The organism is Pseudomonas sp. LAMO17WK12:I10 (assembly GCF_900215185.1).
GTDB classification, from domain to species: Bacteria; Pseudomonadota; Gammaproteobacteria; order Pseudomonadales; family Pseudomonadaceae; genus Aquipseudomonas; species Aquipseudomonas chlororaphis.
This window is the reverse complement of sequence record NZ_OBDX01000001.1, coordinates 185,898-211,473: the sequence shown is the minus strand read 5'-3', so window position 1 is coordinate 211,473 and position 25,576 is coordinate 185,898. Positions and strand designations below refer to the sequence as shown.

Sequence of the window (25,576 nt, the reverse complement as noted above, 5' to 3'; positions counted from 1 at the left end):
TGCAGCGGCCCGTCCGGGCGCTGTGGATCCGGGCCTAGATATCTGTCGCCTTTTACCCATTATTCTGCGTGAATACCGCGAATTCGGCCGCTTGACGGTACGAGCGGGTTCCTCAGCGGTTGAGCACATTTGAAGACATTTGACCATTTGACCGTCGTGGGTCTGCGCGAGTGGGTGGCGCTTCCGGATTTGGGAGTCGCCGGCCTGCGCGCCAAGATCGATACCGGCGCCAGCACCTCCAGCCTGCATGCCACCGAGATCGAGCCGTTCGAGCGCGACGGTGAGCAGTGGGTGCGCTTCAACGCGCACCTGGGCAGCGTGGTGCAGTTGCGTCACCGGCGTTGCGAAGCACCGCTGGTGGCGATGAAAACCATTAAAAGCTCCAACGGCCAGGCACAGGTGCGCTACGTGATCAGCACCACCCTGGCGCTCGGCGATCGGGTCTGGCGGGTGGAGTTCACCCTCGCCTGCCGCAAGGCCATGCGCTATCGCCTGTTGCTCGGTTCCAAAGCCCTGATCGATGGCCAGTTGGTGGTCAATCCAGGGATCAAATACGTTCAAGACAAACCGGTGTTCCCGGTGTCCACTACCTCTGCCACAGGTGTTGCATGAAGATCGCTGTGCTGTCGCGTAACCCGCGTCTGTATTCCACTCGTCGCCTGGTCGAAGCCGGCACCGAGCGTGGCCATGAAATGGTGGTGGTCGACACCCTGCGCGCCTATATGAACATTGCCAGTCACAAACCGCAGATCCATTACCGCGGCAAGCCGCTGGAAGGTTTCGATGCGGTGATTCCACGGATCGGCGCCTCGGTGACCTTCTACGGCTGCGCGGTGCTGCGCCAGTTTGAAATGATGGGTGTGTTCCCGCTCAACGAGTCGGTGGCCATCGCCCGCTCGCGGGACAAGCTGCGCTCGTTGCAACTGCTGTCCCGGCGCGGCATCGGCCTGCCGGTGACCGGCTTCGCCCACTCGCCGGACGACATTCCCGACCTGATCGAGATGGTCAACGGCGCCCCCCTGGTGATCAAGGTGCTGGAAGGCACCCAGGGCATAGGCGTGGTGCTGTGCGAAACCGCCACCGCGGCCGAGTCGGTGATCGAGGCCTTCATGGGCCTGAAGCAGAACATCATGGTCCAGGAGTACATCAAGGAAGCCGGCGGCGCCGACATCCGCTGCTTCGTGGTCGGCGACAAGGTGATTGCCGCGATGAAGCGCCAGGCCAAGCCCGGCGAGTTCCGCTCCAACCTGCACCGTGGCGGCAGCGCCAGCCTGATCAAGATCACCCCGGAAGAACGCATGACCGCCCTGCGCGCGGCCAAGGTCATGGGCCTGAGCGTGGCGGGCGTGGATATCCTGCGCTCGAACCACGGGCCGCTGGTGATGGAAGTGAATTCCTCGCCGGGCCTGGAAGGCATCGAGACCACCACGGGCAAGAACGTGGCGGGGATCATCATCGAGCACATCGAGAAAAACGGTGGCCCGAACATGACCCGCACCAAGGGCAAGGGATAAAGGCAGCGGCAAGCTTTTAGCGGCAAGCTGCAAGAGAAAAGCGACTCCTCACTTGCCGCTTATAACTTGTAGCTTGCCGCTTGTAGCTGCCTTCAGACCGCATCCCTGGGCAGCAACAATCCCAACGGCAAGCGCACCCGCGCTTCCAAGCCACCATCGGCGCGGTTGCGCAATTCGACATTGCCGCCGTGCATCGAGGCGATCCGCTTGACGATGGCCAGGCCCAGGCCGGTGCCCTTGCCACCCCGGGCACGGTCGCCGCGGGTGAAGGGGTTGAAGATCGCTTCCAGCTCCGACGGGTCGATGCCCGCGCCACGGTCCATCACACTCAGCACCACATAAGGCGCGCTGGTGTCGCCCGACACATAGGCCGCGACTTCGACTTCCGTCCCAGCATGGTTCAACGCGTTGCCGATCAGGTTGTTCAATAGGCGCTTCATCGACACCCGACGCAGCGGGAACGGCGGGATCGGCTCCAGGCGCAGGCGCACCTTTTCATCGTTCTGGTTGTAGGGCGCCGCCACTTCACGCACCAGGTCGCTGAGATCGACCTCCTCCACCGATTCGTCGCGGCCGTCGCGGATAAAGGCCAGGAACTGGTCGAGAATCGCGTCCATGTCTTCGATGTCGCGGACCATGTCGTCGGTCAGGTCGTTGTGGCTGCCCATCAACTCCAGCGACAGGCGCAGGCGGGTCAGAGGCGTGCGCAGGTCGTGGGACACCCCCGCCAGCATCAGCTCGCGTTCGCGTCCGGCCTGTTCCACGTCCTCGGCCATCTGGTTGAAGGCGCGGTACACCTCGGTCATCTCGCTCGGCGTATCGCTGATCGGCAGGCGCACGCTGCGCCCCTGCCCCAGCTGCCGGGCGGCATAGACCAGGCGCTTGAGCGGCTGGTTGAGCTGGCTGACGAAGATCCACGCCGACGCCGTGGACAACAGGCCGATGGCCAGGAACCAGCCGAGCACGCTCCAGATCTTCTGCCCCCGCAGCGGGTGCGGATACAGCGGCACTTTCAGCCAGCCGTCGCCCAGGCTCGGCGCGCGCACCCAGAGCGCCGGCGGCGCATGCATGCGCAGGCGCACTTCAGTGTCGGCGCCCAGCTCGGCCTGCATCTGCCGCTGATAGATCTCGCTGTAGGGCCAATGCTGCTCGCCCGCCGGCACCCCGCTGCCGACCACCTTGATCAGCCCGGCGGCCTCGGCGATCTGGTCGCGGTTGGATTCGTCGGCGGCCCAATAGGCGCGCAGGGTCAGGGCCACGCCGTGGCTGTACTGGCGGTCCACCAGCACGTCCTCGTTCATCAGCAGATAAACCAGGGTCAGCGCCTTGGAGAACAGCACCACGATCAGCACCAGCCAGAGGGTGCGGGAGAAGAAGCTTTGCGGGAACCACAGCGGGGTTTTCATAAACAGCCATTACACGCTTTGCAGGAGCGAGCCGTGCTCGCAGAGTTGCGGAATGCGAGCGCCCGGGTCGCTTGCCGGCCCGGGCGCTCGCTCCTACAAATCATCGGTCACTTGGTGGTGGTGCCATCCGGCACGAACACATAACCCACGCCCCAGACCGTCTGGATATAACGCGGCTTGGACGGATCGGGTTCGATCATCCGGCGCAGGCGGGAGATCTGCACGTCGATGGAACGCTCCAGGGCATCCCACTCGCGGCCACGGGCCAGGTTCATCAGCTTGTCGCGGGTCAGCGGCTGGCGAGCGTTCATCACCAGGGCCTTGAGCACCGCGAACTCACCGGTGGTGAGCATGTGCACTTCGGCGCCGCGCTTGAGTTCGCGGGTGGCCAGGGACAGTTCGTAGTCGCCGAAGGTGACGTTTTCGTCTTCACTGCCCGGCGCGCCCGGCACAGGAGCCGACTGGCGACGCAGCACGGCCTTGACCCGCGCCATCAGCTCGTCGGGGTTGAACGGCTTGGCCAGGTAGTCGTCGGCGCCCAGTTCCAGGCCCTTGATGCGGCTCAGCTCGTCGCCCTTGGCGGTGAGCATGATGATCGGGATCTGGTTGTTCGCACTGCGCAGGCGGCGGCATGCGGTCAGGCCGTCTTCGCCAGGCAGCATCAGGTCGAGGACGACCAGGTTGAAGACTTCGCGACCCAGCAGACGGTCCATCTGCTCGGTGTTGGGAACCGCGCGGGCACGGTAGCCCTTGCTGACGAAGAAGCGCTCCAGCAGGCTGCTCAGCCCGGGGTCGTCGTCAACGATAAGAATTTTTTCGCCTTCGGCAGTTTGTGCAGTGCTGCTCATCAGATGCTCCTTTTATCTCGGTGCGCATTATGGCGTAGCTGCCGTTATACGCACCGTGTGCATTGTTAGCAGATTTTTCCTCTACCGCCAGAAAACCCGCCGTCGGCCGCCAGTGGGCCGATACCCCCGAAGACTGGAACGCTGGTTATAATGCGCCGCCTTTTGTGTCAGGCAACGTCTGATCGTTACCGCCCGTGGCCACTTTTTATTTTTCCCGGCCAAGCAGTAATTGTTCGATTTCACGGGTCAACAGGCAGCCTTTTGATCCAGGCAGCGGCGCACGCCAGGCCGCTCAACCAGACTCGCCGAGGCCAATTTTCCGTGCCGGCGAGCCTGCTTCACAATTTGTCAGGTGGTTTTATGGACAGCATCAACAGCCGCATTGCCGAGGAACTCGGCGTACGCCCACAACAGGTCGAAGCGGCCGTCGCTCTATTGGATGAAGGCTCCACCGTGCCCTTCATCGCCCGCTACCGTAAGGAAGTGACCGGCAGCCTCGATGACACCCAGTTGCGTCATCTGGAAGAGCGCCTGCGCTACCTGCGAGAACTCGACGAACGGCGCATCAGCATCCTCGCCAGCATCGAGGAGCAAGGCAAACTGACCCCGGAACTTGCCCGCGACATCAAGCTCGCCGACACCAAGACCCGCCTCGAAGACCTCTACCTGCCGTACAAACAGAAGCGCCGTACCAAGGGCCAGATCGCCCTGGAAGCCGGCCTCGGCGAACTGGCGGACGGCTTGTTCAACGACCCGGGCCTGGCCCCGGAAAGCGAAGCCGCGCGCTTCGTCGACGCGGAAAAAGGCGTGGCCGATGTGAAGGCCGCCCTCGAAGGCGCCAAGTACATCCTCATGGAGCGCTTCGCCGAAGACGCCAGCCTGCTGGACAAGCTGCGCAACTACCTCAAGCAGGAAGCCACCCTCAGTGCCCGCGTGATCGCCGGCAAGGAAGAGGAAGGCGCCAAGTTCCGCGATTACTTCGAACACGACGAACCACTCAAGAGCATGCCGTCGCACCGCGCCCTGGCGATTTTCCGTGGCCGCAACGAAGGCATCCTCAGCTCCGCGCTGAAAGTCGGCGACGAACTGCCCGGCACCATGCACCCGTGCGAAGGCATGATCGGCCAGCACGTCGGCATCCAGAACCAGAACCGCCCGGCCGACAAGTGGCTCGGCGAAGTGGTGCGCTGGACCTGGAAGGTCAAGCTCTACACCCACCTGGAAACCGACCTGCTGGGCGAGCTGCGCGACAACGCCGAAACCGAGGCGATCAACGTCTTCGCCCACAACCTGCACGACCTGCTGCTGGCCGCTCCGGCCGGCCCGCGCGCGACCCTGGGCCTCGACCCGGGCCTGCGTACCGGCTGCAAGGTGGCGGTGGTGGACGCCACCGGCAAGCTGCTGGACCACGCCACCGTTTACCCGCACGTACCGCACAACAAGTGGGACCAGACCATCGCCGTGCTGGCCGCGCTGTGCGCCAAGCACTCGGTGGACCTGATCGCCATCGGCAACGGCACCGCCAGCCGGGAAACCGACAAGCTGGCCGCCGAGCTGATCAAGAAATACCCGGCCATGCGCATGACCAAGGTCATGGTCTCCGAGGCGGGCGCTTCGGTGTATTCGGCGTCGGAACTGGCCGCCAAGGAATTCCCCGACCTCGACGTGTCGATCCGTGGCGCGGTGTCCATCGCCCGCCGCCTGCAGGACCCGCTGGCCGAGCTGGTGAAGATCGATCCGAAATCCATCGGCGTCGGCCAGTACCAGCACGACGTGTCGCAGCTGAAGCTGGCCCGTGGCCTGGATGCGGTGGTCGAGGACTGCGTGAACGCCGTCGGCGTGGACGTCAACACCGCGTCCGTGGCCCTGCTGGCGCGGATCTCCGGCCTCAACACCACCCTGGCGCAGAACATCGTCAGCCACCGCGATGAAAACGGTGCGTTCAAGACCCGCGCCGCGCTGAAGAAGGTTGCCCGCCTGGGTGAAAAGACCTTCGAACAGGCCGCCGGCTTCCTCCGTGTGATGAACGGCGACAACCCGCTGGACGCGTCCGCGGTGCACCCGGAAGCCTACCCGCTGGTGCAGCGCATCGCCGCCGAGACCGACCGCGACATCCGCTCGCTGATCGGCGACAGCGGCTTCCTCAAGCGCCTGGATCCGAAGAAGTTCACCGACGAAACCTTCGGCCTGCCGACCGTCACCGACATCCTCCAGGAACTGGACAAGCCGGGCCGCGACCCGCGTCCCGAGTTCAAGACCGCCGAGTTCCAGGAAGGCGTCGAAGACCTCAAGGACCTGCAACTGGGGATGATCCTCGAAGGCGTGGTGACCAACGTCACCAACTTCGGTGCCTTCGTCGACATCGGCGTGCACCAGGACGGCCTGGTGCACATCTCGGCGCTGTCGGAGAAGTTCATCAAGGACCCGCGTGAGGCGGTGAAGGCCGGCGACGTGGTCAAGGTCAAGGTCATGGAAGTCGACATTCCACGCAAACGCGTCGGCCTGTCGATGCGCATGAGCGACACCCCGGGCGAGAAGATCGACGGCGCTCGTGGTTCGCGCCCAGGCTCGGCGCCACGCTCGTCGGGCAACAGCGCCCCGCGCAAGGAAAGCGTGGCCGCGGCCCCGACCAACAACGCCATGGCGTCGCTGTTCGCCAACGCCAAGCAGTTGAAGAAACGCTGATGGAGATCCCGGCCGGCTTGACCGAAAGCGCGTTCAGCCAACTGATCGGCTGCCGTCTGCAGCGTCTGGAAGTCGGTGCAGCCGACGTCGCCCTGACGCTGACGCCGCAGTTGCGCAATCGTGGCCAGAAGCTGCACGGCGGGGCGATCTTCAGCCTGGTCGACATTGCCATGGGGCTGGCCTGTTCCAGCTCCCACGGCTTCGACCAGCAGAGCGCGACCATCGAGTGCAAGATCAACTACATCCGCGCCGTCGCCGAGGGCGACGTGGTCTGCCACGCCCGGGTGATCCACCTGGGCCGCCGTACCCTGGTGGTCGAGGCCGATGTGATGCAAGGCGACAAACTGGTCGCTAAAGCACAAGGCACGTTCGCTGTTCTATAGCCCCTCAACCTCGATTTGAGTTAATTTCGGCGCTGCACACACGGCGCCGGAATTTTTTGCGCGTGCAAGAGCCAGTTCAAGGATGAAGCAATGGCGTTGCAAAGCGGGCCGGTAAGGCTCAACGACCAGGCGAAAACGCCAGTTTCAACTTCACCCTTGTAGACCGTCCTGCCCACCCCCATATTGGGGCGACTGACGCGTGAAGGAATCCAACTTGAGCGAACTTCTCAACCGCCGCCTGGCTCTGCTCGGCGAGCGCGCTAACCTCTCTCTGCTCGAGCAGTGCCTGCACGGTATCGAGCGCGAATGCCTGCGCGTGACCGGCGAAGCGCGCCTGGCACAGACCCCGCACCCGGAAGAACTGGGTTCCGCGCTGACCAACGAACAGATCACCACCGATTATTCCGAGTCGCTGCTGGAGTTCATCACTCCGGCCCTGGCCGATCCGGCTGACACCCTGGCCAGCCTCGACAAGATTCACCGTTTCGCCTACAGCAAGCTCGGCAACGAGTACCTGTGGAGTCCATCGATGCCGTGCCCGTTGCCGGCCGAGGAAGACATCCCGATCGCCTATTACGGCACCTCCAACATCGGTCAGCTCAAGTATGTGTACCGCAAGGGCCTGGCCCTGCGTTACGGCAAGACCATGCAGTGCATCGCCGGGATCCACTACAACTTCTCCCTGCCGGAGCAGCTCTGGCCGCTGCTCAAGCAGGCCGAAGGTTTCGTCGGCAGCGACCGCGACTATCAGTCGTCGGCGTACATCGCGCTGATCCGTAACTTCCGCCGCTACAGCTGGCTGCTGATGTACCTGTTCGGCGCCTCGCCGGCGCTGGACGCGGGTTTCTTGCGCGGGCGCTCGCACCAGCTGGAACAGCTGGACGCCGAGACCCTGTACCTGCCGTATGCCACCAGCCTGCGCATGAGCGACCTGGGCTACCAGAGCAACGCCCAGGCCGGCCTCACCCCTTGCTACAACGACCTGAACAGCTACACCGACAGCCTGCGCAAGGCCGTCGCCACGCCGTACGCGCCTTATGTGGAGATCGGCACCCACCAGGACGGCGAGTGGGTCCAGCTCAACACCAACATCCTGCAGATCGAAAACGAGTACTACTCCAACATCCGCCCGAAACGCGTGACCTACACCGGCGAGCGGCCGATCCAGGCGTTGATGGCCCGCGGCATCCAGTACGTCGAAGTGCGCTGCCTGGACATCAACCCGTTCCTGCCGATGGGCATCGACGTGCAGGAAGCCCGCTTCCTCGACGCCTTCCTGCTGTATTGCGCGCTAAACGAGAGTCCGCTGCTGGAAAACAACGAGTGCGGCAACGCCACCTCGAACTTCCTCAAGGTGGTCAAGGAAGGACGTCGTCCGGGCCTGCACCTGCTGCGCCAGGGACAACTGGTGGAGCTCAAGGAATGGGCCGGCGAACTGCTGGAAAAGATCGCGCCGCTGGCCGCCCTGCTCGATCGCAGCCACGGCAGCGACGCCCACAGCAAGGCACTGGACGCCCAGCTGGCCAAGGTCAAGGATTCGTCCCTGACGCCTTCGGCCCAAGTCCTGGCCGCCATGCAGGAGCACAAGGAAAGCTTCAGCCAGTTCTCCCTGCGCCAGAGCCTGGCCCACGCCGAGTTCTTCCGCAGCGAGCCCCTGAGCAAGGAAGACCAGGCACGTTTCGAAGAAGCCGCGCGCAGCTCCCTGCTGCAACAGGCCGAGCTGGAACGCAACGAAGTCGGTGATTTCGACGTGTTTGTCGGTTCGTACCAGGCGAGTATCCTGGCCATCAGTAACTGACACACCGCGCCGCCTGTATCGCGAGCAAGCTCGCTCCTACACAGTACTGTCCTGTAGGAGCGAGCTTGCTCGCGATGGAGCGCAAAGCGCTCCCCTTCAAAAAAGTGCTCTCTTTAGAAGATTCCTCTTTTAAGCTAATTCTAAAAAGTTATTTATTTTTAGATTCTTAGATCATTTAGTCTCCTCCCACGTCCACACTTGGCCGCCTGTCGAGGAGCTTCATGATGAAAATGCACTTTCCCCTTCGCCTTCTGGCGGCCGTATCCCTGGCTACCGCGAGCTTGTTCGCCCAGGCAGCCGACGTCACCGTCGCCTACCAGACCACCGTCGATCCGGCGAAAGTCGCCCAGGCCGACGGCACCTACGAAAAGGCCACCCAGGCCAGGATCGACTGGCGCAAGTTCGACAACGGCGCCGACATCATCGCCGCCATCGCCTCGGGTGACGTGCAGATCGGCTACCTCGGCTCCAGCCCGCTGACCGCCGCGATCACCCGCAAGGTGCCGGTGGAAACCTTCCTCATCGCCACCCAGATCGGCGCCGCCGAGGCCCTGGTGGCCCGCGACGGATCCGGGATCAACACGCCCCAGGACCTGGTCGGCAAGAAAGTCGCCGTGCCCTTCGTTTCCACCGGTCACTACAGCCTGCTGGCCGCGCTCAAGCACTGGAAAATCGACCCGGCGAAAGTACAGATTCTCAACCTGGCGCCACCGGCGATCATCGCTGCCTGGAAACGCGGCGACATCGACGCCACCTACGTCTGGGATCCGGCGCTGGGCGTGGCCAAGGAAAACGGCAAGGTGCTGATCACCTCCGGCGAACTGGCCCGGTTCGGCGCGCCGACCTTCGACGCCTGGATCGTGCGCAAGGACTTCGCCGAGAAGCACCCGCAAATCGTCACCGCCTTCGCCAAAGTGACCCTCGACGCCTACGCCGATTACCGCAAGGACCCAAAGGCCTGGCTGGCGGAGCAGAGCAACGTCGATAAGCTGGTGAAACTCTCCGGCGCCAAGGCCAGCGACATTCCGCTGCTGTTGCAGGGCAACGTCTACCCACTGGCGGCCGACCAGGTCATCAGCCTTGGCGCGCCGACCACCAAGGCCATCACCGACACCGCGGTGTTCCTCAAGGAACAGGGCAAGGTCGAGGCGGTTCTGCCGGACTACGCGCCGTACGTCAGCGCCAAGTACATCACCCACTGAAGGTTCGCCGCAGAGGTCGCCGAGCCCAGCCCGGCGCTTCTCGTACAGCGTCTCACCTCGACAAAGGCTGCATTTGAACAAGGAGCGCGCCGTCATGGCTTTGCTACAACTGGAGCGCATCAGCGCACAGTACCCCGGCGCCGCCGAACCGGTGCTGGCGGATATTTCCCTGACGCTCGGGCCCCAGCAGCTGCTGGTCGCCCTCGGCCCTTCCGGCAGTGGCAAGACTTCGCTGTTGAACCTGATCGCCGGTTTCGTCGAACCCAGCGCCGGGCGCATCACCCTGGACGGCGTGCCGGTCGCCGGCCCGAGCGCCGAACGCGGCGTGGTGTTCCAGGACGATGCCCTGCTGCCCTGGCAGGACGTGCTGGCCAATGTCGGCTTCGGCCTCGAACTGGCCGGCATTGCCCGCGACCCGCGCGAAGCCCGCGCCCGGGAAATGCTCGCGCTGGTGGACCTGGCCGGCTTCGACAAACGACGCATCTGGCAGCTCTCCGGCGGACAACGCCAGCGTGTGGGCCTGGCCCGCGCCCTGGCCGCCGACCCACGGCTGCTGCTGATGGACGAACCCTTCGGCGCCCTCGATGCCTTCACCCGCGAGCAGATGCAGGAGCTGTTGCTGCAGGTCTGGCAACGCACCGCCAAGCCGGTGTTCCTGATTACCCACGACATCGAGGAAGCGGTGTTCCTCGCCACCGACCTGATCCTGCTGGCCCCCAACCCGGGGCAAATCGTCGAGCGCTTGAGCCTGGACTTCGGCCAGCGTTACGTGGCCGGCGAATCGGCCCGGGCAATCAAGTCCGATCCACGCTTTATCGAAACCCGCGAACATGTGCTGGCCCGGGTGTTCTCCCAACGCAGTGCCGTCTTGCGGCAGGAGCGCGCATGAACAGCTACGACCTCCCGGCCACCACGACCAAAGCCGCTAACCCGCACACCACGGAGCCCCAGCGCCGCAGCCTGAGCACTCGCTGGATCAGCGTGCTGACCCTGGTCGTGCTGCTTGCCCTGTGGTGGGCGGTGACGGCCAGCGGCCTGATCGAACCGCTGTTCCTGCCGCCACCTTCCGCCGTGCTGCAAAAGGGCTGGCTGCTGGTGACCAGCGGCTATATGGATTCCACCCTGTGGCAGCACCTGGGCGCGAGCCTCGGACGCATCGGCCTGGCCCTGGGTTTTGCCGTGCTGACCGCGATCCCGGTGGGCATCGCCATCGGCCACAATCGCATCGCTCGCGGCGTGCTGGACCCGCTGATCGAGTTCTACCGGCCGATTCCGCCCCTGGCCTACCTGCCGCTGATCGTCATCTGGTGCGGCATCGGCGAGCTGTCCAAGGTGCTGCTGATCTACCTGGCGATCTTCGCCCCGATCGCCATCGCCACCGCCACCGGCGTACGCACCGTCGACCCGACCCGACTGCGCGCCGCGCAGTCCCTGGGCGCAACCCGGGCCCAGCTGATTCGCCATGTGATCCTGCCCAGTGCCCTGCCGGACATTCTCACTGGCGTGCGCATCGGCCTCGGGGTGGGCTGGTCGACCCTGGTCGCCGCCGAACTGATCGCCGCCACCAGCGGCCTGGGGTTCATGGTGCAATCCGCCGCGCAGTTCCTGGTCACCGATGTGGTGGTACTGGGGATCCTGGTCATCGCCCTGATCGCCTTCGCCATGGAAATGGGCCTGCGCGCCCTGCAGCGCAAGCTGGTGCCCTGGCACGGCCAGGCCCATTGAGACCCCGGTAACCCTGTAGCGGGCAAGACTTCTTACAGACAGAACTGACCACGCCGGCAAATCGGCGCTCCATTCGAGAACGACATGAGCCTGACCATCACCCCTTTAAGCTCCGCCCTGGGCGCCCAGATCAGCGGCGTCGATATCAGCCAACCGCTGGCCGGCGAACAGCGCGACATCATCGAGCAGGCGCTACTCCAGCATCAGGTGCTGTTCTTCCGCGACCAGCCGATCGACCCGCCGCAACAGGCGCGCTTCGCGGCGAACTTTGGCGACCTGCATATCCATCCGATCTACCCCAACGTGCCGGAACAGCCAGAAGTGCTGATCCTCGACACCGCGCAAACCGACGTACGCGACAACGCCATCTGGCACACCGACGTCACCTTCCTGCCGACCCCGGCCCTGGGCGCGGTGCTCAGCGCCAAGCTGTTGCCGGCCTACGGTGGCGATACCCTGTGGGCCAGCGGCATCGCGGCCTATGAGGCGCTCTCGGAGCCGATGAAGAACCTGCTGCAAGGCCTGACCGCAACTCACGAGTTCATCAAGTCCTTCCCCCTGGAACGCTTCGGCAATACCCCGCAGGACCTGGCGCGCTGGGAAGAAGCCAAGCGGAAAAACCCGCCGCTGTCGCACCCGGTGATCCGCACCCACCCGGTCAGCGGGCGCAAGTCGCTGTTCGTCAACGAAGGCTTCACCACCAGGATCAACGAGCTGTCGGACAGCGAAAGCGAAGTCATCCTGAAACTGCTGTTCGCCCACGCCACCCGCCCGGAATTCACCATCCGCTGGCGCTGGCAGATCAACGACGTGGCCTTCTGGGACAACCGCGTGACCCAGCACTACGCGGTCGACGACTACCGCCCGCAACGCCGCGTGATGCACCGCGCGACGATTCTCGGGGATGTGCCGTTTTTCCGATAACCGATATTCATGACTGCAACAGGACTGGCGGGTGATTGCGGCGTCACCAAACGACAAGTGGTTGCCCACCCTCGATGACGCGCGGCTATGCTATCAATGATTGCATTGATTTCATTCGGAGGAGCCCATGGCCAGCCTGACAATCCGAAACCTGGACGACCACATCAAAGAGCGCCTGCGCATCGAAGCCGCCCACAACGGCCACTCCATGGAAGAAGAAGCCCGCTTGATTTTGCGCCGCGCCCTGAGCAGAACAGCCGACAGCCAAGGCCTGGCCAGTCGTATCCGGGCACGCTTTGCCGAGGCCGGCGGAGTGAAGCTTGAGCTGCCCGAACGTACCGAGCCGGCACGCGTGGTGGATCTGGGCGAATGATCGTGCTCGACACTAATGTGCTGTCGGAACTGATGCGTCCCCAACCGGACGCATCGGTATTGCTGTGGATCGAAGCGCAACCTGTCGAAGACCTCTACATCAGCGCCATGACCATGGCCGAGATTCTTCACGGCATCGCGCGCCTGCCCCACGGCAAGCGCAAACAGATGCTCCATGCGTCGGCGCTCGCGATGTTCGAGGAAGACTTCATCGACCGCATCGCGCCCTTCGGGACCCAGGCGGCTCTTTACTACGCCCATCTGATTTCGCACCGGGAAAGCCTGGGGCGTCCGATCAGCCTGGTGGATGCGCAAATTGCGGCCATATGCCGCGTCCACGACGCGGCGATCGCCACCCGTAACGCCAAGGACTTCAGCGACACCGGGTTGATCGTTATCAACCCCTGGCTGCCACTCGAGGTTTGAACCCGGCTCTGTAGGAGCGCAGCTTGCTCGCGATAGCGGGATGCCTGACAGCACATGCCCTCTGGATCGCCGGCAAGCCTGGCTCCTACAGAAGCCGCGACAGCCTTACAACATGACGGCAGGCTCTATTCCGCGGTTGAAGGCTTCTCCCACAGATTGATCCCGCCTTCGCGGGCAAAACGATCGATCTCTGCCAGCTCTTCAGCGCTGAAGTTCAGGTTCTGCAATGCGCCGACATTCTCGACGATCTGCTCCGGCCGGCTGGCGCCGATCAGGGCCGAGGTCACCCGCGGGTCGCGCAGAGTCCAGGCCAGGGCCAGTTGCGCCAGGCTCTGGCCACGACGCTGGGCGATTTCGTTGAGGGCGCGCACATGGGCGAGGTTGGCCTCGGACAGGTGCGAGGCTTGCAACGAACCACCGCCCGGACGATTGACCCGCGCATCCTCGGGAATGCCATTGAGGTACTTGTCGGTCAGCAGGCCCTGGGCCAACGGCGTGAAGGCAATCACCCCGGCGCCGAGTTCTTCGGTGGTGTCCAAAAGGTCCTTTTCCACCCAGCGGTTGAGCAGGTTATAGGCCGGCTGGTGGATCAGCAGCGGCACTTTCCACTCCTTGAGCAAGGCTGCAATCTCGCGGGTCTTCACCCCCGAATAAGACGAGATACCGATGTACAGCGCCTTGCCCTGCTGCACCGCGGTGGCCAGGGCGCTGGCGGTTTCTTCCAGCGGGGTGTCCGGGTCGAAGCGGTGAGAATAGAAGATATCCACATAGTCGAGGCCCAGGCGCTGCAGGCTCTGGTCGAGGCTGGCCAGCACGTATTTACGCGAGCCGCCGCCCTGGCCATACGGACCGGGCCACATATCCCAGCCGGCCTTGCTGGAGATGATCAGCTCGTCGCGATACCGCTTGAAGTCTTCACGCAACAAACGACCGAAATTGATCTCGGCGCTGCCATAGGGCGGGCCGTAGTTGTTGGCCAGGTCGAAGTGGTTGATGCCCAGGTCGAAGGCGGTGCGCAGCAACGAACGCTGGGTATCGATCGGCGTGCTGTCGCCGAAGTTGTGCCACAGGCCCAGGGACAGCGCCGGCAGCACCAGGCCGCTGCGTCCGACGCGGCGGTAGGGGATGGAGTCATAGCGGTTTTCGGCAGCAAGGTAAGTCATCGAATCCTCTCTCATTGGCGGGACTGCGCTGTGGTTTGAAGCCTTCGGGTTTCGCGATCGACCGCGCCGCGGTCGCCTGCTTCTCTATGCAAATTGATTCTTCGGTCGCGCCAGCCCCAGGTTCTCGCGCAACGTCTTGCCCTCGTATTCGGTTCTGAACAACCCGCGTCGTTGCAGTTCCGGTACCACGGCGCCGGCAAAGTCCTGGAGCCCGCCCGGCAGGTGCGGCACCAGCACGTTGAAGCCATCCGCCGCGCCTTCCTCGAACCAGCCTTGCAGCTCGTCGGCGATCTGCGCCGGCGTGCCGATCAGGCTGTAGTGCCCCCGGCCCCCGGCGATTTTCCGGCCCAGCTCGGCCAGACTCAGGTTGTCCTTGCCGGCCAGTTCCACCAGCAGCTTCTGCCGGCTTTGCTGGCCGCTTTCGGTCAATGGCAGCGCGGGCAGCGGGCCGTCCAGCGGGTACTGCGACAGGTCGAAGTTGCCCAGCATACGCCCAAGCAGGGCGACGCCAACCTCGGGTTCGACCCATTGCTGAAACGATTCATATTTTTCCCGGGCCTCACTTTCGCTCTGCCCCACCACCACGAATACCCCGGGCATGACTTTCAATGAATCGGCGCCGCGTCCGTAGCGGGCCAGGCGCCCCTTGAGGTCGGCATAAAACGCCTGGGCGCTGGCCAGTGAGGTCTGGGCGGTGAATACCACTTCGGCGGTCTGCGCCGCCAACTCGCGTCCGGCTTCGGAGGAACCGGCCTGGACGATCACCGGATAGCCCTGGGGCGGGCGCGCCACATTCAGCGGGCCCTTGACCCGGAAGTGCTCGCCCTGGTGATCCAGCACATGCAGCTTGGCCGGGTCGTAGTACTGGCCGCTGCTTTTGTCGCGGACAAAGGCGTCGTCCTGCCAACTGTCCCAAAGCCCGGTGACCACTGCATGGAACTCGCGGGCGCGGCTGTAACGCTCGGCATGGCCCAAATGCTCGTCGCGACCGAAATTCTGCGCTTCGGCCGCATTGTCGGAAGTCACCAGATTCCAACCTGCCCTTCCACCCGACAGGTGATCCAGCGAAGCGTACTTACGTGCTACATGGTACGGTACGTTATAGCTCGTAGTGCTAGTGGCAATTAGCCCAATATGCTCGGTCACGACGCTGAGGGCAGCCAGCAAAGTCAAGGGCTCAAACTGCTCCGAACGCGCCATTCTGTGGGCCTCGGGGCCCGTTGCGGCGGCCACGCTGTCAGCCAGGAACAGGGCATCGAACTTCGCTGCCTCGGCGATCCGGGCCAGCTGCCTGTACGCAGAAAAGTCTAGTCCGGCATCCGCCGGTACGTACGGATGCCGCCAGGCGGCAACGTGATGACCGGTGGCCATCAGAAAGGCGCCGAGCTTGAGTTGTCTTGGGTGGGTCATGGCCTTTTCCTTGAAGCGGTCATTGAGGGTCGTTGCACACAACGGCTCAAAAATCCTTGCGCACCTGTACCCCGAAATAACGTTCGTCATCCCGTGGCACGGCGCGGTAGATGTAATTGCCGCCACTGGCCAGCAGCGGCGAATAGGACTTGTCGGCGAGGTTCTTGCCCAGCAGCGCCACGCGCCAGCCCTGGTTGTAGTCGGCCAGGGCGATGCTGGCGTTCCAGATGCCGTAGGCCCCCTGCCTGGTGTCGGCGTTCTGGCTGATGTCGTACTGCACTTCGCTCTGCCAGCTGTAATCGGTGCCCAGTTCGATATCCAGGCCGTTATCCAGCGGGATGCTGTAATCGGCCCGCACATAGCTTTTCCAATCAGGGCTGAATGGCAGCGGCTTGCCGTTGACGTTGCAAGAAGCCGCCGCGCCCGCCGGGCAGGCGAATTCGTCGATCCGCGCGCGGGTATAGGCCAGCGCGCCGGAGATCTTCAGTTGCTGGGTGGCCTGCAAGGCGTAATCCAGCTCGACGCCTTCGGTGCTAACGCTGCCGGCATTGATCAGGCGGGTCACCACCTGCCCGGCGACGGTGTCGAAGAAGTTCGCCTGATAGTTGTCGTAGTCGCTGTGGAAGATCGCCAGGTTGGCGGTCAGGCGCTTGTTCCAGGCCGTGGCCTTGATCCCGGCCTCCCAGGTGTTGGAGGTTTCCGGCTTCAGCGCCTCGGTGTCCCGCGGCTGCATGTTGAAGAACACGTTGTAGGCCGGCCCCTTGTAGCCGCGTGAATAGGTCAGGTAGGTGGTGACCGCATCGCTCAGGTCGTACTGCAGGCCCAGGCGCCCGGACCAGCCGTCCTCATCCACCGAGCCCGAGCTGCTGGTGCCGGGCTGAATGCCGCTGACGGTGGTGGCCGAGGTGGATACGCGGCGGTGATCGTATTCCAGGTCGTCGTGGGTCCAGCGTAGGCCGGCGATCCCGCGCAGGTCCGAGGTGAAGTTCAGGGTGGTTTCGCCGAACACCGAGTAGCTGTCGCTGGTGGTGTTGTAGTCGGCGATGCCGCGGTTGATCGCGGTGGTAGTGGTCAGGGTGCGCCGGTAGGTTTCTTCATCCTTGCCGTGCATGTAGAACAACCCGCCGACGTACTCGAGAAATTGCCCCTTGGGCGAGGCCAGGCGCAGCTCCTGAGAGTACTGGTTGTAGTCCAGGTCGCCCTTGTCGGCGGTACCGGGGAAAGCGGCGGTAACGGCGCCCAGGCGGTCGCCGTCCTGATACTGGGTGTTGTTCCAGCCGCGCCAGGCGGTGATCGAGGTCAGGGTGTAATCGCCAAGACTCCAGTCCAGCTGGCCGGACAAACCTTTGTTGGTGTCCTCGACGTGGGTACGGGTATCGGTGTTGATATCGCGGTTGTCGCTGCTGGCCCGGACCGGGCGCAGGGCATTGGCGAAGGCCGGAGCCAGGGTCTTGGCGACAACGCCATTGGGCGCGTCGTCATGGGACTGCATGTAGTCGGCCGCCAGGGTGAAGGTGAGGTCGTCGCTGGGGGTGAACGCTAGCTTGCCGCGCACGCCCTTGCGGTTGTAGCCGTTGACCTCATGCCCGTTGCGCCGGTTGTCGACGTTGCCGTCGTAGCTGCCGAACAGGGTGGTGATCGACCCCTTGAGCGTGTCGGGAATCAGGCTGCCGCCGATGCCGACCCGGGTGCGGCTTTCGTTGCCGCTGTAGTAGCTCTGGTCGATGTAGCCATGGGTCTCGGCGGTCGGCGCCCTGGTCACGATATTCAGCACGCCGGCCGAAGCGTTCTTGCCGAACAAGGTGCCTTGCGGACCGCGCAAAACTTCGATGCGCTCCAGGTCCAGCAGGTCGAGGGTAGCCTGGCCCGGGCGGCCGTAGACCACGCCATCGATCACCGTGGCCACGGTCGGCTCCACGCCGGGCGAGGTGGAAATGGTGCCCACGCCGCGGATGAACAGCGAGGTGTCCTTGTTCGAAGCGCCGGTGCGGAAGTTCAGCGACGGCACCTGTTGCACGATGCTGGCGACACCGTTGCGGTTATCGCGCTCCAGTTGCTCGCCATCGACCACCGACACCGCTACCGGCACTTTTTGCAGCGACTCTTCGCGGCGGGTGGCGGTGACTGTCACCGACTTCAGCGTCGGCTCCTGGCCCTGCGCCGCGCTGTCGCTGTCAGCGGCGAAAGCGCCCGGCAGCGGCAGCGCGGCGAGCCCCGCCAGCCACCAGCCCCAATACGCCCGTGAAGCGCTGGCGGCGCGGATCGACCGCACCCGTTTCTGCTGATCCCCATGAATGTTCTGCATGCTGCACCTGCGCGGAATTTGCCCTTAACCGCTGCCGATCTGCGCCGGCAGCGCCGAAAAATCTGTCATGGACATTCGCTCGAGCGAGTAGCAGACAAGGCGCTTTGTTAGCGCTAACATCGCCAGTATCGGTAAGCCGCACATAGATCGTCAAATACTGAAAAATTACTTTTATATGCCTTTTTGTTTACTTGAAGGATCGCGCTTTTGACCGTTGAAAAATCCCCAGGCCGCAAGCGCCGCGGTGCCGGACGGGTGACCCTGAACACCGTCGCCCGCCAGGCCGGTGTGTCGGCGATCACCGTGTCGCGTTATTTCAATCAGCCGGACAGCGTCTCGCCAGAACGTCGCGAGCGCATCGCCCGGGCAGTGGCCGAACTGGGTTATGTGCCGAACCTGGTGGCCGGCGGCCTGGCCTCGACACGGGGCAAGATTGTCGCCATGGTGATCCCGAACATCTCCGGGCCGATCTTCGCCAACACCATCCAGGGCTTCAGCGACACCCTCAGCCGCCACGGTTACCAGCTGTTGCTGGCGTCGAGCTACTTCGATGCGCAACAGGAAGAAAACGCCGTGCGGGCCTTTCTCGGCTGGTCGCCGGCCGCCCTGGTGCTGACCAGTCATTTCCATAGCCCGGGCACTGAAAAGATGATCGCCGAGGCGGATATCCCGGTGATCGAGACCTGGGACTACCAGCCACAGCGGGAACCGCTGCAGATCGGCTTTTCCCATTACCAGGTCGGGGTGACGGCGACGCGTTATCTGTACGACAAGGGTTATCGGCGCATCGCCTTCGTGCAGAACAGCGCCCCCGGCGACCTCAGCGCCCTGGAGCGCCGCGACGGTTACGCCGCCACCGTGAGCGAGTTGGGCCTGGCACCCTGGGTGTTCGCCCCGGATGCCGATCGAGCGCCGTTCGAGGCCGGCAAGCAGGCCATGGAAGCCCTGATGAAAACCCGCCCACGCCCGGACGCGATCATCTTCGCCAACGACAACCTGGCCGCCGGCGGCTCCCTGGCCGGGCAACGGGCGGGGCTGAAAATCCCCGAGGAATGCGCGGTGCTGGGCTTCGGCGATTACCCCTTTGCCGAGATGCTGTTGCCCAGCCTGAGCACCATCAAGCCACCGGCACTGGAGATCGGCGTCCTGGCGGCGACCCGCGTCCTGGAAAGCCTGGGCGTGTTGCCGGTGGAAGACGAGGTCCAGCGCCTGAACCTGCTGCAGTGCCGGCTGATCGAGCGCGAGAGCGCGTAGCAACGACCCTCACGGCTCTTCGTGCTTATCGCGGGCACGGGCCCCCGGCGGGTGCGAGTGGCCAACGTTCGATGGCGACGATTCGCGGCTACGCCGATAACTCGCGCAATGCCGCCGCAGCGAGAAAGCCCGAACGCGAGCGGTAGCGCTGGTCGCGCTTCACCGTCTGGTCGATGCGTTCCAGCAATTGCTCCGGCAGGGTGGCGTTGAAGCGCACCGCCTTGCCGAAGTAAGGCGTGATGTCGAACTCGATCATGCCCCACACGCCACCGGCGTAATCGGGATTGTCGATATGCACATCGACCTCATGCACCTGGGGCAGCGGTTCACCATCGGCGACCAAGCCTTCGTAATGCAGCGACAGGGCCTCTTTCACATTCTCGAAGGCTTCTGCCGCGGTATGACCGGCGGAAAAACAGCCCGGCACATCGGGGACGATCACTCCATATCCGGAGTCGGCATCCTTGTGCAGCACGACCGGGAATTTCATCTCGTTGACCTCTTCGTTCAAGACCGGCCTCATTTCAGGCCCGCCTGTTTCAAGATGCTGTGGATCGTGCCCCTGGGCAGATCCGCATCCGGGTGAGGGATAGTGACCCGCCCCGGCTTGTGCAGATGCTTGTACTGGTGATGACTGCCTTTGACCGCGATCAGATACCACCCGTCCTCCTCGATCATCCTGATCAGTTCCCGACTGCGCATTGCCGTATCCTTTCGATACGTCCCGAAAAGCCACCCTACACAGCCAAAGGCGAAGAATACACACTATACACATTCAGATAATCAATACAGAAAGCAGCGATGACCGGCGCCACCCAGGCCCTTTTCAGAGCGCCCTGGCAAAAACCTCCGCCAGCCAGTCGACGAATACCCGCACCCGCGGCGACATGTGGCGGTTGTGTGGGTACAGCACGGAAACCGGCATGGGCGGCGGCGGGGTGTCGATGAGGATTTCCTGCACCAGCCCCTGGGAAATCTGCTGTGCCATGCGATAGCGCGGGCACTGGATGATGCCCAGCCCGGCCACGGCCGAGGCGGCATAGATTTCCGCGCCGAACACCGACAGCGCACCCTCGATAGCGACTTCCCGCAGTTCGCCATCGACCATGAATTCGAACGGAAACAGCTTGGCCGTGGTGCGTGAGACGTAGTTCACCGCACGGTGCCGCGACAGCTCGTCGAGGCTCGATGGCTCGCCGTATTTGCGCAGGTAGGCCGGGCTGGCGCAGGTGATCTGCTGCAAGTTGGCCACGCGCCGGCCGATCAACGACGAATCGCCCAGGGTGCCGGCGCGCAACACGCAGTCCACCCCTTCGGCGATCAGGTCGACAAAACGATCGGCCTCGCTGATGGACAGCTCGATTTCCGGATAGCGCGCCATGAATTCGGGCAGGGCCGGAATCACGAAGTACTTGGCCAGGGTGCCATGCAGGTCGACCCGCAAACGCCCCTTCGGCGCCACCGTGCGAAACGCCAGTTCGGCCTCTTCCAGCTCCGCCAGCAGCTGTACGCAGCGCTGGTAATAGGCCTCGCCGTCGAGGGTCGGGCGCACGCGGCGGGTGCTGCGTTCCAGCAGGCGGGTACCGAGCCAGGCTTCGAACTGATTGAGGGTATGGGTCAGGGTGGCGCGCGGCAGGTTCAGGTCCTCGGCGGCCAGGGTGAAGCTGCTGCGCTCGTAAATTCGCACGAACACCTTCATCGCTTTGACTTGATCCACGACGGGCTCCGGGGCTCATTGATTGTTGGTGATTATTGAACAGTCAAGCCAACTCTGGCGCATTTATCACCCTGGGTAAACATGTGAATCTGCGTCCACACCACAGCCAATCACTCATTACCCAGAAGGAAATTCGCCATGACTACCCAGACTTCGAAAGTTGCCATCGTGACCGGCGCCTCCCGCGGCATCGGCGCGGTGATTGCGCGGCAACTGGCCAGCGAAGGCTTCGCAGTCGCCATCAACTACGCCAACAGCGCCAGCGAAGCCTCGGCCCTGGTGGTGGAGCTGCGCCAGGCCGGCCACCGGGCCATAGCAGTCAAGGCCGATGTGGCCAATGCCGATGACGTGCGCCGCCTGTTCGACGAAACCGAAACCCAACTGGGCAAGGTCGACGTGCTGATCAACAACGCCGGCATCCTCAAGGTCCTGCCGCTGGCGCAACACACGGACGAACTGTTCGACCAGAACTTCAACATCCACGCTCGCGGCACCTTCAACACCCTGCGTGAAGCCGCGACTCGCCTGAACGGCGGCGGACGCATCGTCAATTTCTCCAGCAGCACCGTCGGCATGAACCTGCCGGGTTACGCGGTGTACATCGCCAGCAAAGCGGCGGTGGAATCCCTGACCCAGGTGTTCGCCAAGGAAATGCGCGGTCGCAATATCACCGTCAATGCAGTGGCACCGGGCCCGGTGGCCACCGACCTGTTCCTGCACGGCAAGAGCGAAGAGCAGATCCAGGGCTTCGCCAAGATGGCCCCGCTGGAGCGCCTGGCTCAACCCGAAGATATTTCCCGCGTCGTGTCCTTCCTGGTAAGCCCTGATTCGGCCTGGGTCAACGGGCAGGTCCTGCGCGCCAACGGCGGGCTCGTCTGAGCCACCTCATCCACGGTCGAAGGAGCCCTGGGCACCTTCGCCGGCTGGCTGTCCCACGCCGTACAACAACGCCTGCCCCGGCGTGCCTGAAACCACCCTCACCTGAAGAGATCAATACCATGCAATCCGTCATCCTGATTACCGGTGCCTCCAGTGGTTTTGGCGCCCTGACCGCCCGCGCCCTCGCCGACGCCGGCCACATCGTCTACGCCAGCATGCGTGAAACCCTGGGCCGCAATGCGCCTCAGGTGGCCGAGGTGCGGCGCTACGCCGACGAGCACCGGGTCGATTTGCGCAGCGTCGAACTGGACGTCGCCTCCAGCGCCTCGGTCGAGGCCGGTGTCGCCCGGATAGTCGCCGACTGCGGCCGGCTGGACGTGATCATCCACAACGCCGGGCACATGGCCTTCGGCCCCGCCGAAGCCTTCACCCCCGAACAGTTCGCCCAGCTCTACGACATCAACGTACTGAGCACCCAGCGGGTCAACCGCGCGGCCCTGCCGCAACTGCGCAAGCAGGGCCGGGGACTGGTGCTGTGGGTATCCTCCAGCAGCGCCCGTGGTGGCACCCCGCCCTACCTGGCGCCGTACTTCGCGGCCAAGGCGGCGATGGACTCCCTGGCGGTGTCCTATGCCGGGGAGCTGGCGCGCTGGGGCGTGGAGACCTCGATCATCGTGCCGGGCGCCTTCACCCAGGGCACCAACCACTTCGCGCACTCCGGCGCCCCGGCCGACCAGGCCCGCGCCGCCGAGTACAACCAGGGCCCCTATGCCGGCGTGCCGGAGCAGGCACTCAACGGCCTGGCCGCCCTGGAGCCGGCTGATGCCGATGTCGCCGAGGTGGCCAGGGCCATCGTCGAGATCGTCGGCCAGCCCTTCGGCTCCCGGCCGTTGCGCCGGCATATCGACCCGTCCCAGGACGGTGCCGAAATCGTCAATGCCATGGCCGACCGGGTGCGCGCCGAGATGTTTCGCCGCATCGGCCTGGAAGACCTGCTCAAGCCCGCCGCTCACTGAAACAACGGCACCGATGGCCCGGGCATTCCCCGGGCCATCGGTGCTTTCCACCGGCTTATTTGCGGAGACACCCATGCGCCCGACCAGCGACTCGCCCGTTTCGTCCAACATCCTGCTGATCCCGGCCTTCGCTTTTCGCGGAGCAGGACGCTACTCCCTGGACCACACTCTAGGTCGGTAGCTTTGAACCGCCATCGACCCTGGGCCCGCCCCTGAATTCCGCCCGCGAGGACTTCGTCATGCATACCGCGATCATTACCTCCTTCGGCCTGGCCCTGCTGGCGCTGATGTTGTTTATCGGCGAGAAAATCGGCCTCGGCCGCCAGACCCTGGCCTACAGTTTCGTCGTGCTCTGGCTGGCGCTGACGGTGATCAACGGCGCGGTGGGGATGGTCCACGCCGGCCAGCCCCTGAGCACGGAGCTGGCGGTCGGCAGTGTGGTGTTCGGCGTGCCGGTGGCGGCGCTGGTGCTGTACACGGTGCTGAGCCAGGGCTGAAACGACCGCGGGCAAGCCCCGCTCCCGATTTCCATCAGAAGCAAGGCTTGCCCGCGATAACGCTGCTGCGGCTACCCGCGATCAACGCACCAGATGCAGGAACTGCATATGCCGTTCGTACTGGTCGAGGATGTCGTTGATGATCTGCTCCTTGGTGTAGCCCATCAGGTCGTAGTCCTGGCTACCCTCGGCCAGGTGCACCTCGGCCCGGTAGTAACGCCGGTTGCGCATCTCCTTGGGCCCCATGCCGCCACGGGCGAAGGACGGGGTGAAGTAGCCGCGCATCTGCACCTGGTAGACGAACGGATGCTGGTCACCATGGCCGATTTCCAGGCTGACGTTGTCGTTGGCCGGGTCCGGCTGGGTGATCACGTTCAGGCCTTTCTCGACGAACACCGCGGTCACTTCTTCGATGGCCGGGCGCACGGTCTGATCGAGGAAGCGATACACCTCGTCGCGCGACGGGAAATGCACCGCCTGGCTCAGGCGCTGGCGCCAGCCGCCCTTGCCGCGCCGCGAAGACGACGACACCGGCGCCAGCGAATGCAACTGGGCGATCTGCTTCTGCGACTCGAGGTAGAAGGCCTTGTGCAGCCCCCACATCATCAGCAGCAGGATCATCGAGAACGGTAGCGAGGTCAGCACCACCGCCGACTTCAGCGAGTCGATGCTGCCGGCAAACAGCAGCGCGCTGGTGACCAGCGCGGTCATCGCGCCCCAGAACACCCGCAGCCATTTCGGCCCGTCTTCATCGGCATTGCCGCCACGGGCCGACAAGGTCGAGAGCACCACGGTGCCGGAGTCGGCCGAGGTGACGAAGAACACGAAGCTGATGAATACCGTCACGGCGATGACGGTCTTGCTCCAGGGGTAGGTTTCCAGCAGCAGGTAGAGGGTCATCGAGGGGTTCTCGATGGCCGACATGCCCAGCGCGCTCATGCCGTGGTTGAGCACCTGGTCGATGGCGCTGTTACCGAAGATCGACATCCAGGCCAGGGTGAAGCCCAGGGGAATCAGCAGCACGCCGAACACGAACTCACGAATGGTCCGGCCACGGGAAATCCGCGCGATGAACAGGCCCACGAACGGCGACCATGCGACCCACCAGGCCCAGTAGAAGACCGTCCAGCCACCCAGCCAGTCGCTGGGTTCGTCGTAGGCGTAGAGGTCGAAACTCTTGGTCGGCAAGGCGCCGAGGTAATCGCCGAGGTTCTGGATCAGGGTGTTGAGCAGGTGCTGGGTGGGGCCGGCGAACAACACGAACAGCAGCAGCGCACAGGCCAGCAGCATGTTGATGTCGGACATCACCCGCACGCCCTTGTCGACGCCGGACACCGCGACAATGATCGCCGCGCCCATCATCAGGGTGATCAGGCCCACCTGGACCCACTGGGTGTGGGCGATGCCGAACAGATAATCCAGGCCGGAGTTGAGGTGCAGCACGCCAAAGCCCATGTCGGCGCCGAGGCCGAACACCGTGGCGATGATGCCGAAGCCATCCACCGCGTAGCCGATGGGGCCGTTGATGCGCTTGCCGATCAGCGGGTACAGCGCCGAACGCAGGGCCAGCGGCAGGTTATGCCGGTAGGCGAAATACGCCAGGGCCATGCCGACGAAGGCGAACACACCCCAGCCATGCAGGCCCCAGTGCAGGAAGAGAATCTGCATGGCCTGGCGCGCCGCATCCGCGGTCCCGGCCTCGCCCTGGGGCGGTTGCAGCATGTGGGTCAGGGGTTCCGACACACAGAAGAAAAACAGCGTGATGCTGATCCCGGCGGCGAACAGCATGCCGGCCCAGGACAGGTAACTGAATTCCGGTTCGTCGTGGTCGGCACCGAGCTTGATCTTGCCGTAGCCGGACAAGGCGGTGACCACCACGAAGATCAGGTACAGGGTCATGGCCAGCATGTAGTACCAGCCGACCGTATTGGCCGCCCAGTTTTGCGCGGCCAGCAGCCAGGCACCGGCTTGTTCCGGCAGGGCAATGACCACCAGGCCGAAGGCCAGGATAAAGCTCGCGGCGAAGTAGAACACCGGCGGATTCATGCGGAT

At 64.0% G+C, this 25,576-nt stretch carries 24 protein-coding genes; 15 read left to right on the top strand and 9 right to left on the bottom strand.

The annotated features are described in order from the left end of the window. The first annotated feature begins 129 nt into the window (after nt 1-129). Together CRO75_RS00835 and rimK are read left to right on the top strand one after the other, a co-directional pair. Entirely contained in the window at nt 130-612 is a 483-nt protein-coding gene (locus CRO75_RS00835) for an ATP-dependent zinc protease (protein WP_007931742.1), read from the top strand. Further along, on the top strand, nt 609-1,514 hold the full coding sequence (gene rimK / locus CRO75_RS00830) for a 30S ribosomal protein S6--L-glutamate ligase (protein WP_007931744.1): 906 nt from the start codon (nt 609-611) through the stop codon (nt 1,512-1,514). Before CRO75_RS00835 ends, rimK begins: the two co-directional genes overlap by 4 nt. A gap of 92 nt (nt 1,515-1,606) precedes the next feature. Here the strand turns inward: rimK and CRO75_RS00825 are convergent, their stop codons facing one another. Together CRO75_RS00825 and ompR are read right to left on the bottom strand one after the other, a co-directional pair. Then, complete coding sequence (locus CRO75_RS00825) at nt 1,607-2,920, bottom strand: ATP-binding protein (RefSeq protein ID WP_009041700.1); 1,314 nt, start codon at nt 2,918-2,920, stop codon at nt 1,607-1,609. Between the two features lie 107 nt (nt 2,921-3,027). After that, a complete protein-coding gene (ompR, locus tag CRO75_RS00820; RefSeq protein WP_007925257.1) occupies nt 3,028-3,768 on the bottom strand; it encodes a two-component system response regulator OmpR in 741 nt (246 codons plus the stop codon). Between the two features lie 360 nt (nt 3,769-4,128). Between ompR and CRO75_RS00815 the strand changes: the two genes are divergently transcribed. The 9 genes from CRO75_RS00815 (at nt 4,129) to CRO75_RS00775 (ending at nt 13,283) form a co-directional block, all read left to right on the top strand. Then, nucleotides 4,129-6,453, top strand: coding sequence for a Tex family protein (locus CRO75_RS00815; RefSeq protein ID WP_097134165.1), 2,325 nt, complete (start codon nt 4,129-4,131; stop codon nt 6,451-6,453). Beyond that, nucleotides 6,453-6,836 carry a PaaI family thioesterase gene (locus CRO75_RS00810; protein WP_097134164.1) on the top strand — a complete coding sequence of 128 codons (384 nt, stop codon included), beginning with the start codon at nt 6,453-6,455 and terminating at the stop codon, nt 6,834-6,836. The genes CRO75_RS00815 and CRO75_RS00810 overlap by 1 nt, the downstream gene beginning before the upstream one ends. Nucleotides 6,837-7,050: 214 nt before the next feature. Next, the gene (gshA, locus tag CRO75_RS00805; RefSeq protein ID WP_009041697.1) at nt 7,051-8,634 is read left to right on the top strand and encodes a glutamate--cysteine ligase; all 1,584 of its coding nucleotides are present in this window, start codon (nt 7,051-7,053) and stop codon (nt 8,632-8,634) included. 224 nt (nt 8,635-8,858) lie between these two features. Continuing rightward, on the top strand, nt 8,859-9,836 hold the full coding sequence (tauA, locus tag CRO75_RS00800) for a taurine ABC transporter substrate-binding protein (protein WP_007925265.1): 978 nt from the start codon (nt 8,859-8,861) through the stop codon (nt 9,834-9,836). Nucleotides 9,837-9,930: 94 nt separating this feature from the next. Beyond that, entirely contained in the window at nt 9,931-10,725 is a 795-nt protein-coding gene (gene tauB / locus CRO75_RS00795; RefSeq protein WP_097134163.1) for a taurine ABC transporter ATP-binding subunit, read from the top strand. After that, nucleotides 10,722-11,561, top strand: coding sequence for a taurine ABC transporter permease TauC (gene tauC / locus CRO75_RS00790; RefSeq protein ID WP_097134162.1), 840 nt, complete (start codon nt 10,722-10,724; stop codon nt 11,559-11,561). The genes tauB and tauC overlap by 4 nt, the downstream gene beginning before the upstream one ends. A gap of 84 nt (nt 11,562-11,645) precedes the next feature. Further along, a complete protein-coding gene (gene tauD, locus CRO75_RS00785; RefSeq protein WP_097134161.1) occupies nt 11,646-12,485 on the top strand; it encodes a taurine dioxygenase in 840 nt (279 codons plus the stop codon). 127 nt (nt 12,486-12,612) lie between these two features. Then, nucleotides 12,613-12,858, top strand: coding sequence for a hypothetical protein (locus CRO75_RS00780; RefSeq protein ID WP_007925278.1), 246 nt, complete (start codon nt 12,613-12,615; stop codon nt 12,856-12,858). Further along, nucleotides 12,855-13,283 (top strand): type II toxin-antitoxin system VapC family toxin, encoded by a 429-nt coding sequence (locus CRO75_RS00775; protein WP_097134160.1) that lies wholly within the window; start codon nt 12,855-12,857, stop codon nt 13,281-13,283. Before CRO75_RS00780 ends, CRO75_RS00775 begins: the two co-directional genes overlap by 4 nt. Nucleotides 13,284-13,408: 125 nt before the next feature. On the opposite strand, the gene mgrA is transcribed toward CRO75_RS00775, so the two are convergent. The 3 genes from mgrA to CRO75_RS00760 all read right to left on the bottom strand — a co-directional run bounded on the left by mgrA (nt 13,409) and on the right by CRO75_RS00760 (nt 18,161). Then, on the bottom strand, nt 13,409-14,446 hold the full coding sequence (mgrA, locus tag CRO75_RS00770) for an L-glyceraldehyde 3-phosphate reductase (protein WP_053259262.1): 1,038 nt from the start codon (nt 14,444-14,446) through the stop codon (nt 13,409-13,411). A gap of 84 nt (nt 14,447-14,530) precedes the next feature. Further along, nucleotides 14,531-15,856: an LLM class flavin-dependent oxidoreductase gene (locus CRO75_RS00765; RefSeq protein ID WP_009041689.1), complete on the bottom strand. Its 1,326-nt coding sequence runs from the start codon at nt 15,854-15,856 to the stop codon at nt 14,531-14,533. Between the two features lie 46 nt (nt 15,857-15,902). Then, a complete protein-coding gene (locus CRO75_RS00760; protein WP_097134159.1) occupies nt 15,903-18,161 on the bottom strand; it encodes a TonB-dependent receptor in 2,259 nt (752 codons plus the stop codon). A gap of 207 nt (nt 18,162-18,368) precedes the next feature. Between CRO75_RS00760 and CRO75_RS00755 the strand changes: the two genes are divergently transcribed. After that, nucleotides 18,369-19,415 carry a LacI family DNA-binding transcriptional regulator gene (locus CRO75_RS00755; protein WP_097134158.1) on the top strand — a complete coding sequence of 349 codons (1,047 nt, stop codon included), beginning with the start codon at nt 18,369-18,371 and terminating at the stop codon, nt 19,413-19,415. A gap of 88 nt (nt 19,416-19,503) precedes the next feature. On the opposite strand, the gene CRO75_RS00750 is transcribed toward CRO75_RS00755, so the two are convergent. From CRO75_RS00750 to CRO75_RS00740, 3 genes are all read right to left on the bottom strand, one after another. After that, on the bottom strand, nt 19,504-19,905 hold the full coding sequence (locus tag CRO75_RS00750; protein ID WP_009041686.1) for a type II toxin-antitoxin system HicB family antitoxin: 402 nt from the start codon (nt 19,903-19,905) through the stop codon (nt 19,504-19,506). A gap of 29 nt (nt 19,906-19,934) precedes the next feature. Beyond that, nucleotides 19,935-20,117, bottom strand: a complete 183-nt coding sequence (locus CRO75_RS00745) for a type II toxin-antitoxin system HicA family toxin (protein ID WP_009041685.1) — start codon at nt 20,115-20,117, stop codon at nt 19,935-19,937. A gap of 124 nt (nt 20,118-20,241) precedes the next feature. Beyond that, nucleotides 20,242-21,132 (bottom strand): LysR family transcriptional regulator, encoded by an 891-nt coding sequence (locus CRO75_RS00740; RefSeq protein WP_097134157.1) that lies wholly within the window; start codon nt 21,130-21,132, stop codon nt 20,242-20,244. Between the two features lie 138 nt (nt 21,133-21,270). Here CRO75_RS00740 and CRO75_RS00735 point away from each other — a divergent pair, with 138 nt between their 5' ends. From CRO75_RS00735 to CRO75_RS00725, 3 genes are all read left to right on the top strand, one after another. Then, nucleotides 21,271-22,011 carry an SDR family oxidoreductase gene (locus CRO75_RS00735; protein WP_085533364.1) on the top strand — a complete coding sequence of 247 codons (741 nt, stop codon included), beginning with the start codon at nt 21,271-21,273 and terminating at the stop codon, nt 22,009-22,011. A gap of 119 nt (nt 22,012-22,130) precedes the next feature. Beyond that, nucleotides 22,131-23,027 carry an SDR family oxidoreductase gene (locus CRO75_RS00730; RefSeq protein WP_097134156.1) on the top strand — a complete coding sequence of 299 codons (897 nt, stop codon included), beginning with the start codon at nt 22,131-22,133 and terminating at the stop codon, nt 23,025-23,027. A 239-nt stretch (nt 23,028-23,266) separates the two neighbouring features. Then, nucleotides 23,267-23,524 carry a hypothetical protein gene (locus CRO75_RS00725; protein WP_097134155.1) on the top strand — a complete coding sequence of 86 codons (258 nt, stop codon included), beginning with the start codon at nt 23,267-23,269 and terminating at the stop codon, nt 23,522-23,524. An 81-nt stretch (nt 23,525-23,605) separates the two neighbouring features. Here the strand turns inward: CRO75_RS00725 and betT are convergent, their stop codons facing one another. After that, nucleotides 23,606-25,570 (bottom strand): choline transporter BetT, encoded by a 1,965-nt coding sequence (betT, locus tag CRO75_RS00720; protein ID WP_177409713.1) that lies wholly within the window; start codon nt 25,568-25,570, stop codon nt 23,606-23,608. Nucleotides 25,571-25,576 lie beyond the last annotated feature (6 nt).